The following is a 15,613-nucleotide window of genomic DNA, read 5'->3' on the forward strand; positions in this document are numbered from 1 at the left end:
GGATGAAATAAATTGGACTGGTTTACCTTCTCCATCGTCATCGGTTGTCTGCTGGTCTCCGCCTTTTTCTCGGCGAGCGAGACCGCGCTGACCGGCGCCTCGCGCGCCAGCATGCTGCGGCTCACCAAGCAGGGCAACCGCGAGGCCGGCGTGGTGTCCAGCCTGTTTGCGATGCGCGAGCGCATGATCGGCGCGCTGCTGCTCGGCAACAACATCGCCAATATCGGCGCCTCAGCGCTGGCCACCGGCATCTTTACCGCGTGGTTTGGTGAGGTCGGCGTGCTCTATGCGACCGGTGTCATGACGGTGCTGGTCGTGATCTTCGCGGAAGTGCTGCCGAAGACCATCGCGATCAACGCGCCCGACCGGGTTTCGCTGTTGGTCGCCCGCCCGATGAAGCTCGTGGTCTATCTGCTCGGCCCGCTGCTGACGGTGATCGAGGCGATCGTCGTTGTGCTGATGAAAATGCTGGGCATCAAGATCGGCGCCAACCAGCCCATCCTGTCGCCGACCGAACGCCTGCGCGGCGCGGTCGACCTGCTGCACCATGAGGGCAAGGTCGAAAAGCAGGACCGCGACATGTTCGGCGGCTTGCTGGACCTGCGCGAATTGCAGGTCTCCGACGTCATGGTCCACCGCACCGAGATGGTGATGATCAACGCCGATCTGCCGGCTGAAGAGCTGGTGCGCGAAGTGCTGGCGACCGAATACACGCGCATTCCGCTGTGGCGGGAAAAGCCGGAAAACATCATCGGCGTGCTGCACGCCAAGGATCTGTTGCGCGCGATCCGCGCCGCCGAGGGCGATACCGCCAGCATCGACGTCTCGACCATTGCGCTGCCGCCATGGTTCGTGCCGGAAATGCGTTCGGTGGCAGAGCAGCTCAAGGCGTTTCGCCGCCGCAAGACCCACTTCGCACTGGTCGTCGACGAATATGGCGAAGTCGAAGGCATGGTGACGCTCGAAGACATTCTGGAAGAGATCGTCGGTGACATCTCCGACGAGCACGACGTGGTGGTGGCCGGCGTCCGCGTCCAGCCCGACGGCTCTGTCGTGGTCGACGGCTCGGTGCCGATCCGCGACCTCAACCGCGCCATGGACTGGCATCTGCCTGACGAGGAGGCAACGACGGTTGCAGGCCTCGTGATCCATGAGGCGCGTTCGATCCCCGACCGCGGCCAGAGTTTTACCTTCCACGGTTTCCGCTTCCGCGTGCTGCGCCGCGAGCGCAACCGCATCACCGCGCTGCGCATCGTTCAAGTGCCGCGCGATGCGGCGGCGCAAGAGAGGAAGCCGAGGGCCGGGACGGCGTTCTAGCGCGCTATCGGTTCTTTTGTTCGGACGCGTTTTCTTCACGCGAACCGGCGTCCACCCCAGATCAAGTCCGGGGCAGGCGTTCGCTCGAAAACGCTATGGCTATTCAATATCGATGGTAACGCCGCTGAGCCTCCACTGGCCGTCGGAAGGAATGAAGCCGAGCTGGTATTTCACCTTCTTTGGGGCGGTGTCGAAATGGCCCTTCAGGCGCAGGACGCCCTGCTCGTCGATCTTCGCATCCTCGTCGGACACGATCGGGCTCGCCACGACCGCATCGAACACGGCGTGCTTCTCGATCAGGTCCTTGAAGATGGCCCGTAGTTTTTCGGGCGGGAACTGCTCGCGGAACGGCTTTGATATCCTGGCGTGGAACACCGTGAAGTTGTCGGCGGCGACGGCGTCGTTGAGCGTAACGAGAATGCTCTTGACCAGCACTTCCTGCACAAAGGGGCTCGGCATATCCAGCGCCCGAGCCCTGGTCGAGGCCAGCGCAGCCAGCACCGTCACGGCTGCGACCCAACTGAAGCGTGCCCAATACGGCATCGGACGACCCCACGGACCAGCGATGGCCTTAAGGGGGCAGCCCGACCCCGCTAAACCCTGGGAATTGCGTCCATCGACCGGTTGGTCGCCAATCATAAATGAAAACGGCGCAGGCGTCTGCGCGATCTTGCGCGAAAACCACAGCCGCCGCCCGACGGCCGCGGCGGCGCTGCGGCGTTCAGCCCTGCTTTTCGCCTGGCGCCTGCGCTCTTAGCGCCAGCGCGTGGACGGAGCCCTTGAGTTCCGCTTCCAGCGTCGTATTCACCATGCGGTGACGTTCGATCCGGCTCTTCCCTTCGAAGGCCGGAGACACGATATAGACCCTGAAATGCGTCTCGCCGCCTGGCCTGTGACCGGCATGGCCCTCGTGCAGATGTGATTCGTCCGCAACGTCGAGGCTTTCCGGCACGAAAGCTTCACGCAACTTGTTTATGATAGCGTCCCTGGTGCTCATGATTGCGGCAGATACGTCTGCTTCCGTCTTCCGTCAATGGGTGTATCGAGAGAGAGGTATTCGCAATGTCAAGACTTGAAGCCTTGGGCATTGCGTAGTCAAAGTCAGCCATGCCGATTGATTCATCCAAATTCTTCGATTCCATTCGCATCAAGCCCAACAAGGTAAGTGCGAAGCAGCAGGCGCAGGCGCGCGAGGAAGCCGCCATGTGCGAGTGGGCGGGCTGCCCGAACAAGGGCCCGCACCGCGCGCCGAAGGGCCGCGAGAACTCGCGCGAGTACTTCCACTTCTGTCTCAATCACGTCCGCGAATACAATCAGAACTACAATTTCTTCCAGGGCATGAATGCCGACGCCGTCGCGCGCTACCAGAAGGATGCGCTGACCGGCCATCGTCCGACCTGGAAGATGGGCGCCAACACCGCCGGCAAGAAGGGCAAGCTTGCCGCCGAGGAAATGGACGGCGCGGCCGATCCGTTCAGCATGTTCTCCGAGCTGAACGGCCGTGGCCGCTGGCGGCCGGGTCCGGGCGGCGAGGCCAAGGCCGAAACCCGCAAGATCATGAATGCCGAGCGCAAGGCGCTGCAGGTGATGGGGCTCTCCACGGAAGCGACGCTCGAAGACGTCAAGGCGAAGTACAAGGCGCTGGTGAAACAGCACCATCCCGACGCCAATGGCGGCGACCGTTCCACCGAGGATCGCCTGATCGAGATCATCAAGGCGTATAATTATCTCAAGACCGTGGTGCGCGGCGCTTAGTCTTGTCGTCCCTGCGAACGCAGGGACCCATACGCCGCGGCTTCTCGATCCTAGACAGCCGGTCGCCGACTTTCATTCAACAACATCAGCCCGTGGTTATGGGTCCCTGCGTTCGCGGGGACGACAGCGGAGATTGTGGCTCCGCCGTCGCATTATCTCACTCATCTCACGCCGGCATCGGCCCGATATAGGCCGAGCTCGGCCGGATCAGGCGGCCGCCGCGCTGCTGTTCGCGGGCATGCGCGGTCCAGCCGGCAGCGCGCGCCACCGCAAAGATCGGGGTAAACGCCTGCCGCGGGATTTTCAGCGCGTCGAGCAGGATCGCGGTGAAGAACTCCACATTGGTGTCGAGCGGGCGTTCCGGATTTTTCCGCCGCAGCGCGCCGCGGATATAGGCCTCGACCTCGCCTGCAAACGGGAGATCGGTGCCGCCGCCGGCGAGCCGTTCGATCGCGTGCTTCAGCACATCGGCGCGCGGATCGCGGACGCGATAGACGCGGTGGCCGAATCCCATCAGCCGCTCGCCGCGCGCCAGTGCACTGTCGACCCAGGGCTGGATCCGCTCACTTGAGCCGATCGCATCGAGCATTTCCAGCACCGGTTCCGGGGCGCCGCCATGCAGCGGCCCGGTTAGCGCGCAATAGCCGGCGGTGACGGCCGCGAACAGATCGGCATGTGTCGAGGCCACGACGCGGGTCGTGAAGGTCGATGCGTTCATGCCGTGGTCGCACACCGTGACGAAGTAGGCGTCGAGGGCCGCGACCGCGCGCGCGTCGGGCTTGCGGCCCAGCATCATCGACAGCGTATCGGCGGCATGGCTGGCATTGGGATCGGGCGCGACCGGATCGTTGCCTGTTGAGCGCTGTACCAGCGCCCCCGCAATCACCGGAAACGCGCCGACGATGGTGGCCTCGTGCGCCAGCCCGGCCTCCGCGCGCAGGCCGGCGATCGCCGCCCGGAAGCCATCGACCACCGACAGCCCGCGCGTAATGCCGAGCAGATCCGGCAGCCGCGCAAAGGCGCGCTCCCGCCCCGCGCCCAGCGCCGCGCGCACCGCGGCCTCGCCGATCGGCTGGCCGGTGCCGCCGCTCCATAGCCTCGAGGTGACGCCCTCGAAACCAGTGTTGCGGGCGAGGTCGCCGACGCGCTCGCCGGCAATGATCAGTTCGCCGCGCTCGCCGTCGACATGGCTGAGCACGGTTTCGGCGGCGGGAACGCCGTCGAGGCCGATCGGGGTTTTTGACAGCTGAATGTTCATGGCAGGTCTCCTTTTGCGGTTCCAAAAGTCGGCCTACTCGACAGATTGATCAATCTTGATTATGTAAATCAATATGAAAAAATCAGCCGGCCTTTACCTGTCGGCCCGCGAGGCCTCCGCCGAGCTCGCGATCTCGCAGGCGACGCTCTACGCCTATGTCAGTCGCGGGCTGATCCGCTCCGAGCCGTCGCAGGATTCGCGCAGCCACCGCTACCGCGCCGAGGATGTCCGTACCCTGAAGGAGCGGCGCACGCCGTCGCCGGAGCCGCGCGGTTTGCGAAGCTTCGATGCCGATCTGCCGGTGCTGGATTCGGCGGTGGCGACCATCACCCAGGACGGCCCGATCTATCGCGGCGTCAATTGCGTCGACCTCGCCGAGCGCGACACGCTGGAACATGCCGCGACGCTGTTGTGGGACGTGACCGGCGCCGATCCGTTCGAGCAGGACAACTGCCCTGTGGTGTCGGACGCGATGCGCGCGGTCGCGGAAGCCACGCGCGCGGCCAATGCGATCGATCGGGCCATTGCGGTACTGGCGCTGGCGGCCGCTGCCGATCCGCGGGCCTTTACCCGCGCACCCGAGGGCCGCGCGATGGTCGGCGGCCGCATCATGCGGCTTGTGGTCGCCACCATGCTGAACGCGAAATCATCGCCGAAACCGCTTCATATCCAGATCGCGCGCGTCTGGGCGCCGGACCACAAGCACGCCGCCGATTTGATCCGCCGCGCGCTGGTGCTGCTGGCCGATCACGAACTCAATGCCTCGACCTTCACGGTACGCTGCGCGGCTTCGACCGGCTTGAACCTCTATGATTCCGTCATTGCCGGCCTCGTCGCGCTGAAGGGCCCGAAACATGGCGGCGCCGGCGTGCTGGCGGCGCAGCTCCTGAAGACGCTGGCGGGGGGCGAGGTCGCGCCCATGATCCGTGAGCGGGTCGCGCTCGGCGAGCGTTTCGCCGGCTTCGGCCACGGCGTCTACAAGCTCGGCGATCCCCGCGCGCATGCGCTGCTGGAAGCGTTGGCGCGCGCCGGCGCGGATCGCAAATTCACCCACGAAATTCCGGAACGGATCGCGGAGGCGACCGGCGAATTTGTCAATATCGACTATGCGCTCGCGGTGCTGATCCATACGCTCGGCCTGCCGCCCGGCCATGAACTGGTGCTGTTTTCGATGGCGCGCACGGTCGGCTGGATTGCGCATGCCTGCGAGCAATTGCAGCACGGCAAGCTGATCCGGCCCCGCGCCCGCTATATCGGTCCGGCGCCGGGACGGGGCGCGGCCTGATTATTTTTTGCCAGACTATCTCTTCGCCGGTTCGATGATGCCGCCGCCGTGGCGGCGCCGGATGGTCCAGACGCCGAAGGCAACGACTAACGCGCCGCCGAGCACGGCCAGCATCCAGAGATGCTTGCCGACATGCTCGTGATGCGGCAGGCCGGCATATTCGTGTAGTGCCGTGATCGCCAGCACGCCCGGCAGCACGTGGGCCAGTGCCCAGACCAGGATCGCGGGAATGTTGACGCTATAGAATTTCATCGGCGGCATCCCGAGCGCGCCCGCCGTGATCGGGACGAAGGCGCGGATCGGCGGCACGAAACGGGCAAAGAACACCGCCAGCGCGCCCCAGCGATTGAAAAAGGTCTCGCTCTGCGCCACTACGCCCGGATAATTCGTCAGCGGCCAGACGTTGAGGATCTCGCGTTGCGAGCGGTGGCCGGCCATGTAGGCCGCGCCGTCGCCGAGCAGGGCGCCGGCAATCGCCGACGCCAGCACGCCCCAGAGGTTCAGTTCTCCGCCCGGCACCAGCGCGCTCAGGGCCAGGATGATGGTCGAGCCCGGCACCAGTGCGCCGACCACCGGCACCGCCTCCAGCAGGGCAGCCAGAAATAGCGTGAGATAGGCCAGCCAAGCATGCGCCGAAACGAACGCGATCAGGGGATCAAGGAATGAGGTCACAAAGTTCCTGTTTCGGTGGGGCTAGAGCCGTTTCCGTTCCGATGGGATCGGAACGGGGCTCTAGATTTTCGCCGGAAAACGCTCTGACCGGCATCCAGACCTAACAACTCCGGACCGGGGTTGAAAGTGCCCTTGGCGCCCAAGATCGGGCCGGCCGGCGGTCGGGTGGCGAAAGTGCGGCGTGATTCGCAGGGCAGCCCTCCAAAAACCTTAGACATCACCTATCTCAATGATAAGGCAACGGAACTTTGATTGCGCCGCGGGCTTCTGCCGGCCGTTGCTCTCTGCTAGGTTTGTGGCAGACCCCATCCGCAGCCATTCAGCAAATCTGGTTTCGGGAAAAAGCCCGGGACCTCGGAGGATTGATGACGACCGCCGCTATGACCAAAGTTACGCAGCCCGTCGGATTGCCCGATATGAAGGTGTCGGTTAGGCAGGTCTTCGGTATCGACACCGATCTCGAAGTGCCGGCCTATTCCGAAGTCGACCCGCATGTGCCGGATGTCGATTCGGACTATCGCTTCGACCGCGCCACCACGCTCGCGATCCTCGCCGGCTTCGCCCACAATCGCCGCGTCATGGTCACCGGCTATCACGGCACCGGCAAGTCAACCCATATCGAGCAGGTTGCAGCAAGGCTGAACTGGCCCTGCGTGCGCGTCAACCTCGACAGCCACATCAGCCGTATCGATCTGGTCGGCAAGGATTCTATCGTCGTGCGCGACGGCAAGCAGGTCACCGAATTCCGTGACGGCATCCTGCCCTGGGCGCTGCAGCACAACATCGCGCTGGTGTTCGACGAATACGACGCCGGCCGTCCCGACGTCATGTTCGTGATCCAGCGCGTGCTGGAAGTCTCCGGCCGCCTGACGCTGCTCGACCAGAACAAGGTGATCAAGCCGCATCCGTCGTTCCGCCTGTTCTCGACCGCCAACACGGTCGGCCTCGGCGATACCTCGGGCCTCTATCACGGCACCCAGCAGATCAACCAGGGCCAGATGGACCGCTGGTCGATCGTCACCACGCTGAACTACCTGGCGCATGACGAGGAAGTCGAAATCGTGCTGGCGAAGGCCAAGCACTACCGCAACACCGAAGGCCGTGACATCGTCAACAAGATGGTGCGGCTCGCGGATCTGACCCGCAACGCGTTCGCCAATGGCGACCTGTCGACGGTGATGAGCCCGCGCACCGTGATCACCTGGGCCGAAAACGCCGATATCTTCTCCGACATCGGCTTTGCGTTCCGTGTCACCTTCCTCAACAAGTGCGACGAACTGGAGCGGCCGCTGGTGGCTGAATTCTATCAGCGCTGCTTCAACCAGGAACTGGCCGAGAGTTCGGTCAATGTGGCGCTGAGCTAGAACATGCCGTCGATTTCCGTCGAGCGCACCATTGGGAAGACCAAGAAGGCGGTGCTCGACGGATTGATTGCCTACAACGCCGAAAAGATGGGGAAGCAGAAATACAAGCGCCTCGCCATCTCGCTGCGTGAAGGCGACAAGATCGTCGGCGGGATTGTCGGCGAAGTCTGGAGCGCGGTGCTGTTCATACAGCTGTTCTGGATGGAGCAGAGGCTTCGCGGCAAGGACTATGGAACGCGGCTGATCAAGGCGATCGAGGACGAGGCGAGAAAGCTGGGGGCAAAACGTTCCTATCTCGACACGATGAGTTTTCAGGCGCCGGGTTTCTATCGCGCCTGCGGTTATGAGGAATTCGGCTCGATCGACGGCTATCCGGGCGACGTCACACGTCATTGGTTTACGAAAGCGCTATGAGCACATCCAACTCCAAATTCCGCACTGGATCGAAGGAAGCGCCGACCGAGCCGTTCAAGCGCGCGGTGACGTCGTGCCTGCGCGCGATTGCGAAGGCGCCGGAGCTGGAAGTGTCGTTCGCCGCCGAACGCCCCGGCCTCGCGCCCGGCAAGGCGCGGCTGCCGGAGCCGGCCCGCAAGATGACCAGGCGGGACGCCGCGATCGTGCGCGGCCATGCCGACTCCATCGCGCTGAAACTCGCCTGTCACGATCCCAAGGTGCATCGCAAGCTGATGCCGGGAAATCCGCAGGCGCGCGGCGTGTTCGAGGCGGTCGAGCAGGCCCGTGTCGAGGCGATCGGCTCGCGGCGGATGGCCGGGGTTGCGAAGAATCTCACCGCGATGCTCGACGATCATTTTCATCGCGGCAAATATGACGAGATCACCGATCGCGCCGACGCGCCGCTGTCGGATGCGCTGGCGATGCTGGTGCGCGAGCGCCTGACCGGTCTGGCGCCGCCCGCGGCCGCCAAGAAGATGGTCGATCTCTGGCGGCCCGCGCTGGAAGACAAGATCGGCACGCGGCTCGACCAGTTGAGCCGCGTCACCGAGGACCAGGCCAAGTTCGGCGATCTCGTGCACGATCTGTTGTCGGCGCTCGATCTCGGCGACGACCGCAATGCCGACGTCGATGACGACGAGAACCAGGACGACAATCAGGACGGCGAGAACGATCAGTCCGGCGCCGAAGGTTCGCCTGACTCTGACGCTGCGCAGGAAATGAGCGCCGACCAGGCACAGGCCTCCACCGACGAAATGTCGGAGAGCGCGATGGAAAGCGCGCAGGCCTCCACCAGCGATACCTTCGACGACGGCGAACTCGGCGACGACGAGACGCCGGGCGAGGCGACGCGGCCGAATTCGCGCAGCGCCAATGAACCGCGCGGACCGGAATATCACGCCTTCGCGCCAAAATTCGATGAGGTGATCGCCGCCGAAGATCTCTGCGACCATGACGAGTTAGAACGGCTGCGCAGCTATCTCGACAAGCAGCTTGCACATCTGCAAGGCATCGTGGCGCGGTTGGCCAACCGGCTGCAGCGCCGGCTGATGGCGCAGCAGAACCGCGCCTGGGAGTTCGACCTCGAGGAGGGCATCCTCGATCCCGCGCGGCTGTCGCGCGTGGTGACCGATCCCTATCACCCGCTGTCATTCATGCACGAGAAGGAAGCGACCTTCCGCGACACCGTGGTGACGTTGCTGTTGGACAATTCGGGTTCGATGCGCGGCCGTCCGATCACGGTGGCAGCGACCTGTGCCGACATCCTGGCGCGCACGCTGGAGCGTTGCGGCGTCAAGGTCGAGATTCTGGGCTTTACCACGCGCGCTTGGAAGGGCGGGCAGTCGCGCGAGGCGTGGCTGGCCGCCGGCAAGCCGGCCAATCCCGGCCGGCTGAACGATTTGCGCCACATCATCTACAAGTCCGCCGATGCGCCGTGGCGTCGCGCGCGGAAGAACCTCGGGCTGATGATGCGCGAGGGGCTGCTGAAGGAAAATATCGACGGCGAGGCGCTCGACTGGGCCCACAAGCGCCTGCTCGGCCGCGCCGAACAGCGCAAGATCCTGATGATGATTTCGGACGGCGCGCCGGTCGACGACTCCACATTGTCGGTCAACCCCGGCAATTATCTCGAGCGCCATCTGCGCCATATCATCGAGGAGATCGAGACCCGTTCGCCGGTCGAGCTTATCGCGATCGGCATCGGTCACGACGTCACGCGCTATTATCGCCGCGCCGTCACCATCGTCGATGCCGAGGAACTCGGCGGCGCGATCACCGAAAAGCTCGCCGAATTGTTCAGCGAGACTTCGGGTGCCGCGCCCACCACCACCAGCCGCCGGCCGCGCAGACTCCATTCGTGAGATGCGCGACCTCGTCAGCCGCCGCCGCTTCCTGAAATACTCGGCGGCGGGGCTTTCGGTGAGCGCCGTGCCCGGCCTCGCGCGGGCGCAGACCGCCGTTCAAGCACCGCCGAAGCAGGCAACCCCGGACGAATTCTCGGTCACGGCGCCGGTCTCGATCGAGGTCAATGCGCGGCCGCTGCCGTCGTTCGACACCCGCGACCGCTCGCATGTCCGGTTCGGTTCGCTGGAATATCGCAGCGGGCTCATTCTGACGTCGCGGTTTCGCGGCTTCGGCGGATTGTCCGGCCTGCGGCTGGATGCCAAGGGCGAACGCTTCATCGCCATCAGCGACAAGGGAACCTGGTTTACCGGCCGCATCGTCTATAACGGCCGTGTGATGACCGGGCTCGACGATGTCGAGGCTTCGCCGATGCTCGGCCCCGACGGTAAGCCGATTACCTCGCGCGGCTGGTTTGACAGCGAGTCGATCGCGCTCGACGGATCGATGGTCTATGTCGGGCTGGAGCGCGTCAATCAGGTGCTCCGGTTCGATTTTGCCAAGGGGTTCACCCGTGCGGCGGGCGAGGTGGTGCCGTTGCCGCCGGCGGCGCGCAAGCTGCCCTTCAACAAGGGGCTCGAGGCGCTGGTGATGGTGCCGAAGGGATTTGCGCTGGCGGGAACGCTGCTTGCGATCTCCGAACGCGGCCTCGATGCGCAGGGCAACATCCTCGCCTTCCTGGTCGCCGGCAAGTCACAAGGCCAGTTCACCGTCCGCCGCACCGATAATTTCGACGTCAGCGACGCGGTGCTGCTGCCGTCGGGCGACTTGCTGCTGCTGGAACGAAAATTCTCGCTGCTCGGCGGCATCGGCATCCGGATCCGGCGCATTCCGCTGGCTTCCGTCGCCCCCGGCGCCGTGATCGATGGCCCCTCGATCTTCAATGCCGACCTCGGCAACGAGATCGACAATATGGAAGGCATCGACGCCCACGTCACGCCGGACGGCGAAACGGTCCTGACCTTGGTCTCCGACGACAACTTTTGGATGATCCAGCGCAATCTGCTGCTGCAGTTCACGCTGGTGGAGTGAGCTTCCTGCTTTGTGGGAGAGGGGAAGGGGAAAGCGTCGAACCCTAATTCCCTTAAGGCCGACATATCAGGATGAAGTCCCGCATCATCCTCACCGTCCTTGCCGCATTGCTCGCGCTCGCCGTCGTGCCGGCCCACGCCACCGACGAACATACCTACGGCAAGGATGAATACGCCATCATCCGCGATGGGCTTTCACCCAACGAGAAGTTGTCGCTGGCCTCCCACGGCGACGGCGAAGGCGGCAATGAGAATTTCCATGTCTGGCTGATGTCGGAGCCGGCCCATCGCCGCATCGCGCGGCTCGAGGACATCGGGTCTCGCGGCATTCTCGATACCGGGCCCAAGGCCTATTATGCGTTCTGGTCGGCGAACTCGCGCTATGTCGCGCTCACCTACCGCAGCGAACGGCATGTGGTGGAATTCGAGCTGTAAGCGATCGAGGGCCACCGCGTCCGTCGCGTTCTGGGTCCGGGCCTGTTTAAGGACGCCACCAGCCGCGACGTCGGGCGGGAAGAGGATCAGCGCCGCGGCGTGCCCGAAGTCGAATGGAAGGGAAACGGCCGCTTCCTGCTCAAGGAGAACCGTCTGTTCCTGACCCGTGAATCGGGCTTTGCAAAAATGCTCGGCGCCTATGGGCGGATCAGGGACAAGCGCGACGACGGCAGCTTCTTCGTCGAGTTTTCCGCGGAAGCCGACTGCGTCGTGTTGCGGGGAGGCCGCTACCGGATCGTCGATCTCAGGGTCGGCAAATTCGGGGACGGCGATAACTGGTAGACGGAGGAGGGTTGCAGGGCTGGCGGTTGAGGAGGGCGGAACGTCTCGCTACACAGGAGGCGACCATTTTCCTCCCGTCCGGATATCCCCCAATGAGCGCCCTGTTTTCCCCGATCAAGCTGCGCGGCCTGACCCTTTCCAACCGCATCGTGGTATCGCCGATGTGCCAGTACTCGGCCGTCGACGGCGAAGCCAATGACTGGCACTTCACGCATATCAATTCACTGGCGCTGTCAGGTGCCGCGATGTTCTGCATCGAGGCCACTCACGTCGAAGCGATCGGGCGGATCACGCCGGGTTGCCTTGGGCTATGGAACGATGCCACCGAAGCCGCACTGAAGCCGATCCTGGCCTCGGTACGCAAACGGTCCAAGGCGGCGGTCGCGATGCAACTCGCCCATGCCGGCCGCAAGGGCTCAAGCCACACCCCCTGGGATGGCGGACAATTGATACCGCCCGCCGAAGGCGGCTGGCAGCCGGTCGGCCCCTCCGCCATTCCGCACAAGCAGGGGGAGGCGCCACCGCTGGCGCTCGATACGGCAGGGCTCGCGCGCATCCGCGATGCATTCGTGTCGGCCACGAAACGCGCCGAACGGCTCGGCATCGACGCCATCGAAATTCATGGCGCGCACGGTTACCTGCTGCATCAATTCCTGTCGCCGATCGCCAACCAGCGAACGGATCAATATGGCGGGTCGCTCGAAAATCGCATGCGCTATCCGCTGGAAGTGTTCGATGCGGTGCGCGCGGCGTTTCCCGCCGACAAGCCGGTGGGCATGCGGGTTTCCTCGACCGACTGGGTCGACGGCGGCTGGGACCTGACCCAGACCATCGCGTTCGCGAATGAACTGAAAAAGCGCGGCGTCGACTGGATCGATGCGTCCTCCGGAGGTGTTTCGCCGTTGCAGAAAATCCCGCTTGGTCCCGGCTATCAGGTGCCGTTCGCGCAGGCGATCAGGGAAGCCACCGGGCTCACCACCATGGCGGTCGGGTTGATCACGGATCCCAAGCAGGCCGAAGAGATCGTGGCATCAGGCAAGGCCGACATGGTCGCGCTGGCGCGTGGCCTGCTTTACGATCCGCGCTGGGGCTGGCACGCCGCCGCCGAACTCGGCGGTACCGTTGATGCGCCGCCGCAATATTGGCGCTCGCAACCCTCGACGCAAAAGGCGCTGTTCGGCGCAACGACGTTCGGGACGCGGTAGTTAGTCACCGCTCTTCTTCCCTTCTCTCATCGAAGTCGGATCTATCCGACTTCGACATACCGAGACGCCCAACTCGGGTAAACCCGAGTTGGGGTGGGAGAAGGGGAGTACGCACCGCTCCGCTGCACGAACTTCTGCCCGGCGGTTTTGTCATATCTCGGCCACACGCCAGGGATGCTATGCTCTCGCTTGCGCGCATCAGACGCGAATAACAAACAGCGAGAGGAAGCCCCATGGAGATCGGATATTTCACGATGCCGTCCCATCCGCCGGAATGCGGATTGAAAGAGGGTCACGACTGGGACCTGCAGACGCTGCGATGGCTGGATGAACTCGGCTATCAGGAAGCCTGGATCGGCGAGCACCACACGGCACCCTGGGAACCGCATCCGTCGCCCGATCTGCTGCTCGCGCAGGCGTTCTTGCAGACCAAGAATATCCGTCTCGGCCCCGGCGGCTTCCTGCTGCCCTATCATCACCCGGCGGAACTCGCCAACCGCGTGGCGATGCTCGATCATCTCTCCGGCGGTCGGCTGAATTTCGGCGTTGCCGCATCGGGTCTGCCAAGCGACTGGGCGATGTTCAACGTCGACGGCATGTCCGGCCAGAACCGCGACATGACCCGCGAGGCGCTGGAGATCATCCTGAAGATGTGGACCGAGGATGGCCCGTGGAATTATACCGGGAAGTTCTGGACGGTGAACAAGCCGGACACGATGTTCGATTTCCTGAAGCCGCACATCAAGCCGCTGCAACCGCCGCATCCGCCGATCGGCGTCGCCGGTCTCTCCAAGGGGTCGGACACGCTGAAGCTCGCGGGCGAGCGCGGCTACATCCCGATGAGCCTCAACCTCAACCCGGCCTATGTCGGCAGCCACTGGGAATCTGTCGAACTGGGCGCCGCCAGGACCGGACGCAAGCCGAACCGGCAGGACTGGCGGCTGGTGCGCGAGGTGTTCGTCGCCGATACCGACGAGGAGGCGTGGAAGCTCTCGACAGGTGACATGATGGGCCGGATGATGGGCGAGTATTTCCTGCCGCTGCTGGGTCATTTCGGCTTCAAGGACTATCTCAAGCACGCACCCGACGTGCCGGACTCTGACGTCACCGTCGAATATTGCGCGCGCCGCAACTGGATCGTCGGTTCGCCCGCGACCGTGACCGAGAAGATCGAGAAGATCTATCACGAGGTCGGCGGCTTCGGTACGCTGCTGGTGTTCGGTTTCGACTACAAGCACAAGCCGGAAGCCTGGCACAATTCGCTGCGGCTCTTGAAGCAGGAAGTGATGCCGCGGCTGAAGCACCTCAACGCCGACATGATCCGCGCGGCGTGACTTGATGGAGTCATTCCGGGGCGATGCGAAAGCATCGAACCCGGAATCTCGAGATTCCGGGTCTGGTCCTTCGGACCATCCCGGAATGACTCGGTTGGATCAGTTCACCTTCACCGGCGCGTCGGTCGCACGCACCTGCCAGAATCTCAGCATGCGCTGTGCGTTCTCCAGCGTCATTTTGGCATACGCGTCTTTGGCCTTGGCGAGTTCGTGCGGCCCCATCGAGCCGCAGGCGAAGCGGCTGTTGAGCACGGCCGCAACCGTGTCCCAGCCGAGCCCCGCGACCCGGCACGGAATCAGCACGCCGTCGTCGCGCAGGCTCTGCATCAAGGGACGAATGACCTCGAGGTCCGACCGCGACAGCAGCGCGAGCGCAGCTACGGTCTCCTCGTATTTTCGCTGCCTGGCAAAGCTCAACAGCGCGGACTCGTTGAGATGGCCGCTCTTGCCGAGCGACGCCACATAGTGCCGTGCGGCGTCGAAGTCGCGCGCCTTGGCCATTTCGCGGTTGGCGCCTTCGGAGGCGGCCGTGATCGCGCTGCGGATTTCCTCGAACAGATGCGGCGGCGCGCGCGACAATAGCCGCGACCGCACGGCTTCGGTGGCGTTGTGCAATAGTTTCTGCCGCAGTTCGGAAGGCAGGTCGATCCGGATGCCGGTCTGGACGGCGAGCTCGGGATCGGATTCGGCCTGCTGCAGCACGATGGCAAATCCTTCCGCCGAAACCCGCGCGCCGGGATTGTTGACGACGCGCCGGCTGACCGAGGGATAATGGCGGGCCAGCAGCGCATCGGTGACGACTTCCGTCAGCCACCAGCGGCCGGAGATCGCGAGCAGATGCTGCTCGCCCTTGGTCTGCGCCAGCTCGACCAGATCCTCCGGCGTCAACCGCGCGGATTCCGTCAGCACCGGGCCGGCGATGGTGATCTCCTCGTGCTGCGCCAGCCGGCGAACGGCAACCGGTGGGGCCTGCTTGACCGAGGCCAGTTGCGTGCTCAGCTCGGCCAATGCAATGCGGGCGCTGACATCGGCAAGCGCGCGAATTTCGATGGTCTTGATCAGGCGCTCGAGCACGTCGCCGAACAGTTCGATCTGTTCGCCGGAATAACCATCGGCGGACAGCAGAAACAGGTCCGTCACCCGCCTGATGGTCTCGAGATGTTTTTCCGCCGAGCCGGCCGCGATCGCGGCCTCGACTTCGTCGGCGATGGATCGTTCTAGCATCGCTCGTCCTGAGCGTTTCGGGAGCCAATTCTGGCT

16 protein-coding genes are annotated in these 15,613 nt (G+C 64.1%); 11 read left to right on the plus strand and 5 right to left on the minus strand.

Going from position 1 to position 15,613, the window contains the following annotated elements:
* Nucleotides 1-12 precede the first annotated feature (12 nt).
* Entirely contained in the window at nt 13-1,317 is a 1,305-nt protein-coding gene (locus BLR13_RS19625; protein ID WP_074820414.1) for an HlyC/CorC family transporter, read from the plus strand.
* 99 nt (nt 1,318-1,416) lie between these two features.
* On the opposite strand, the gene BLR13_RS19630 is transcribed toward BLR13_RS19625, so the two are convergent.
* Together BLR13_RS19630 and BLR13_RS19635 are read right to left on the minus strand one after the other, a co-directional pair.
* Nucleotides 1,417-1,860 carry a hypothetical protein gene (locus BLR13_RS19630; RefSeq protein WP_074820413.1) on the minus strand — a complete coding sequence of 148 codons (444 nt, stop codon included), beginning with the start codon at nt 1,858-1,860 and terminating at the stop codon, nt 1,417-1,419.
* 178 nt (nt 1,861-2,038) lie between these two features.
* Nucleotides 2,039-2,314, minus strand: coding sequence for a BolA family protein (locus tag BLR13_RS19635; RefSeq protein ID WP_074820411.1), 276 nt, complete (start codon nt 2,312-2,314; stop codon nt 2,039-2,041).
* A 110-nt stretch (nt 2,315-2,424) separates the two neighbouring features.
* Between BLR13_RS19635 and BLR13_RS19640 the strand changes: the two genes are divergently transcribed.
* Nucleotides 2,425-3,072, plus strand: a complete 648-nt coding sequence (locus BLR13_RS19640; protein WP_074820410.1) for a J domain-containing protein — start codon at nt 2,425-2,427, stop codon at nt 3,070-3,072.
* Nucleotides 3,073-3,238: 166 nt separating this feature from the next.
* On the opposite strand, the gene BLR13_RS19645 is transcribed toward BLR13_RS19640, so the two are convergent.
* Complete coding sequence (locus tag BLR13_RS19645; RefSeq protein WP_074820408.1) at nt 3,239-4,330, minus strand: citrate synthase/methylcitrate synthase; 1,092 nt, start codon at nt 4,328-4,330, stop codon at nt 3,239-3,241.
* Between the two features lie 73 nt (nt 4,331-4,403).
* On the opposite strand from BLR13_RS19645, the gene BLR13_RS19650 reads away from it, so the two are divergent.
* Nucleotides 4,404-5,615: a citrate synthase family protein gene (locus tag BLR13_RS19650; protein WP_074820407.1), complete on the plus strand. Its 1,212-nt coding sequence runs from the start codon at nt 4,404-4,406 to the stop codon at nt 5,613-5,615.
* 15 nt (nt 5,616-5,630) lie between these two features.
* Here BLR13_RS19650 and BLR13_RS19655 read toward each other — a convergent pair whose 3' ends face one another.
* On the minus strand, nt 5,631-6,287 hold the full coding sequence (locus tag BLR13_RS19655; RefSeq protein WP_074820405.1) for a DedA family protein: 657 nt from the start codon (nt 6,285-6,287) through the stop codon (nt 5,631-5,633).
* Nucleotides 6,288-6,652: 365 nt separating this feature from the next.
* Here BLR13_RS19655 and cobS point away from each other — a divergent pair, with 365 nt between their 5' ends.
* The 8 genes from cobS (at nt 6,653) to BLR13_RS19695 (ending at nt 14,353) form a co-directional block, all read left to right on the plus strand.
* On the plus strand, nt 6,653-7,651 hold the full coding sequence (cobS, locus tag BLR13_RS19660) for a cobaltochelatase subunit CobS (protein WP_074820403.1): 999 nt from the start codon (nt 6,653-6,655) through the stop codon (nt 7,649-7,651).
* A 3-nt stretch (nt 7,652-7,654) separates the two neighbouring features.
* On the plus strand, nt 7,655-8,065 hold the full coding sequence (locus tag BLR13_RS19665) for a GNAT family N-acetyltransferase (protein ID WP_074820401.1): 411 nt from the start codon (nt 7,655-7,657) through the stop codon (nt 8,063-8,065).
* Nucleotides 8,062-9,966 (plus strand): cobaltochelatase subunit CobT, encoded by a 1,905-nt coding sequence (gene cobT, locus BLR13_RS19670; RefSeq protein ID WP_074820399.1) that lies wholly within the window; start codon nt 8,062-8,064, stop codon nt 9,964-9,966. The genes BLR13_RS19665 and cobT overlap by 4 nt, the downstream gene beginning before the upstream one ends.
* Before the next feature lies 1 nt (nt 9,967).
* A complete protein-coding gene (locus BLR13_RS19675; RefSeq protein WP_074820397.1) occupies nt 9,968-11,038 on the plus strand; it encodes an esterase-like activity of phytase family protein in 1,071 nt (356 codons plus the stop codon).
* 71 nt (nt 11,039-11,109) lie between these two features.
* On the plus strand, nt 11,110-11,472 hold the full coding sequence (locus BLR13_RS19680) for a hypothetical protein (RefSeq protein WP_074820395.1): 363 nt from the start codon (nt 11,110-11,112) through the stop codon (nt 11,470-11,472).
* Between the two features lie 99 nt (nt 11,473-11,571).
* Nucleotides 11,572-11,814, plus strand: a complete 243-nt coding sequence (locus BLR13_RS19685; RefSeq protein WP_074820394.1) for a hypothetical protein — start codon at nt 11,572-11,574, stop codon at nt 11,812-11,814.
* 92 nt (nt 11,815-11,906) lie between these two features.
* Nucleotides 11,907-13,019, plus strand: a complete 1,113-nt coding sequence (locus BLR13_RS19690) for an NADH:flavin oxidoreductase/NADH oxidase (protein WP_074820392.1) — start codon at nt 11,907-11,909, stop codon at nt 13,017-13,019.
* A gap of 233 nt (nt 13,020-13,252) precedes the next feature.
* A complete protein-coding gene (locus BLR13_RS19695) occupies nt 13,253-14,353 on the plus strand; it encodes an LLM class flavin-dependent oxidoreductase (protein ID WP_074820390.1) in 1,101 nt (366 codons plus the stop codon).
* 99 nt (nt 14,354-14,452) lie between these two features.
* Here the strand turns inward: BLR13_RS19695 and BLR13_RS19700 are convergent, their stop codons facing one another.
* Nucleotides 14,453-15,577, minus strand: coding sequence for a DUF2336 domain-containing protein (locus tag BLR13_RS19700; RefSeq protein ID WP_074820388.1), 1,125 nt, complete (start codon nt 15,575-15,577; stop codon nt 14,453-14,455).
* Nucleotides 15,578-15,613 lie beyond the last annotated feature (36 nt).

Source organism: Bradyrhizobium ottawaense, from assembly GCF_900099825.1.
In the GTDB taxonomy this organism is placed as follows: Bacteria; Pseudomonadota; Alphaproteobacteria; order Rhizobiales; family Xanthobacteraceae; genus Bradyrhizobium; species Bradyrhizobium ottawaense_A.

Bases quoted from the DNA above. Each gene is read 5' to 3' on its own strand.
- BLR13_RS19630 (WP_074820413.1), bottom strand. From the start codon at position 1,860: ATGCCGTATTGGGCACGCTTCAGTTGGGTCGCAGCCGTGACGGTGCTG.
- BLR13_RS19635 (WP_074820411.1), bottom strand. From the start codon at position 2,314: ATGAGCACCAGGGACGCTATCATAAACAAGTTGCGTGAAGCTTTCGTG.
- BLR13_RS19640 (WP_074820410.1), top strand. From the start codon at position 2,425: ATGCCGATTGATTCATCCAAATTCTTCGATTCCATTCGCATCAAGCCC.
- BLR13_RS19645 (WP_074820408.1), bottom strand. From the start codon at position 4,330: ATGAACATTCAGCTGTCAAAAACCCCGATCGGCCTCGACGGCGTTCCC.
- BLR13_RS19650 (WP_074820407.1), top strand. From the start codon at position 4,404: ATGAAAAAATCAGCCGGCCTTTACCTGTCGGCCCGCGAGGCCTCCGCC.
- cobS (WP_074820403.1), top strand. From the start codon at position 6,653: ATGACGACCGCCGCTATGACCAAAGTTACGCAGCCCGTCGGATTGCCC.
- BLR13_RS19665 (WP_074820401.1), top strand. From the start codon at position 7,655: ATGCCGTCGATTTCCGTCGAGCGCACCATTGGGAAGACCAAGAAGGCG.
- cobT (WP_074820399.1), top strand. From the start codon at position 8,062: ATGAGCACATCCAACTCCAAATTCCGCACTGGATCGAAGGAAGCGCCG.
- BLR13_RS19675 (WP_074820397.1), top strand. From the start codon at position 9,968: ATGCGCGACCTCGTCAGCCGCCGCCGCTTCCTGAAATACTCGGCGGCG.
- BLR13_RS19680 (WP_074820395.1), top strand. From the start codon at position 11,110: ATGAAGTCCCGCATCATCCTCACCGTCCTTGCCGCATTGCTCGCGCTC.
- BLR13_RS19690 (WP_074820392.1), top strand. From the start codon at position 11,907: ATGAGCGCCCTGTTTTCCCCGATCAAGCTGCGCGGCCTGACCCTTTCC.
- BLR13_RS19695 (WP_074820390.1), top strand. From the start codon at position 13,253: ATGGAGATCGGATATTTCACGATGCCGTCCCATCCGCCGGAATGCGGA.
- BLR13_RS19700 (WP_074820388.1), bottom strand. From the start codon at position 15,577: ATGCTAGAACGATCCATCGCCGACGAAGTCGAGGCCGCGATCGCGGCC.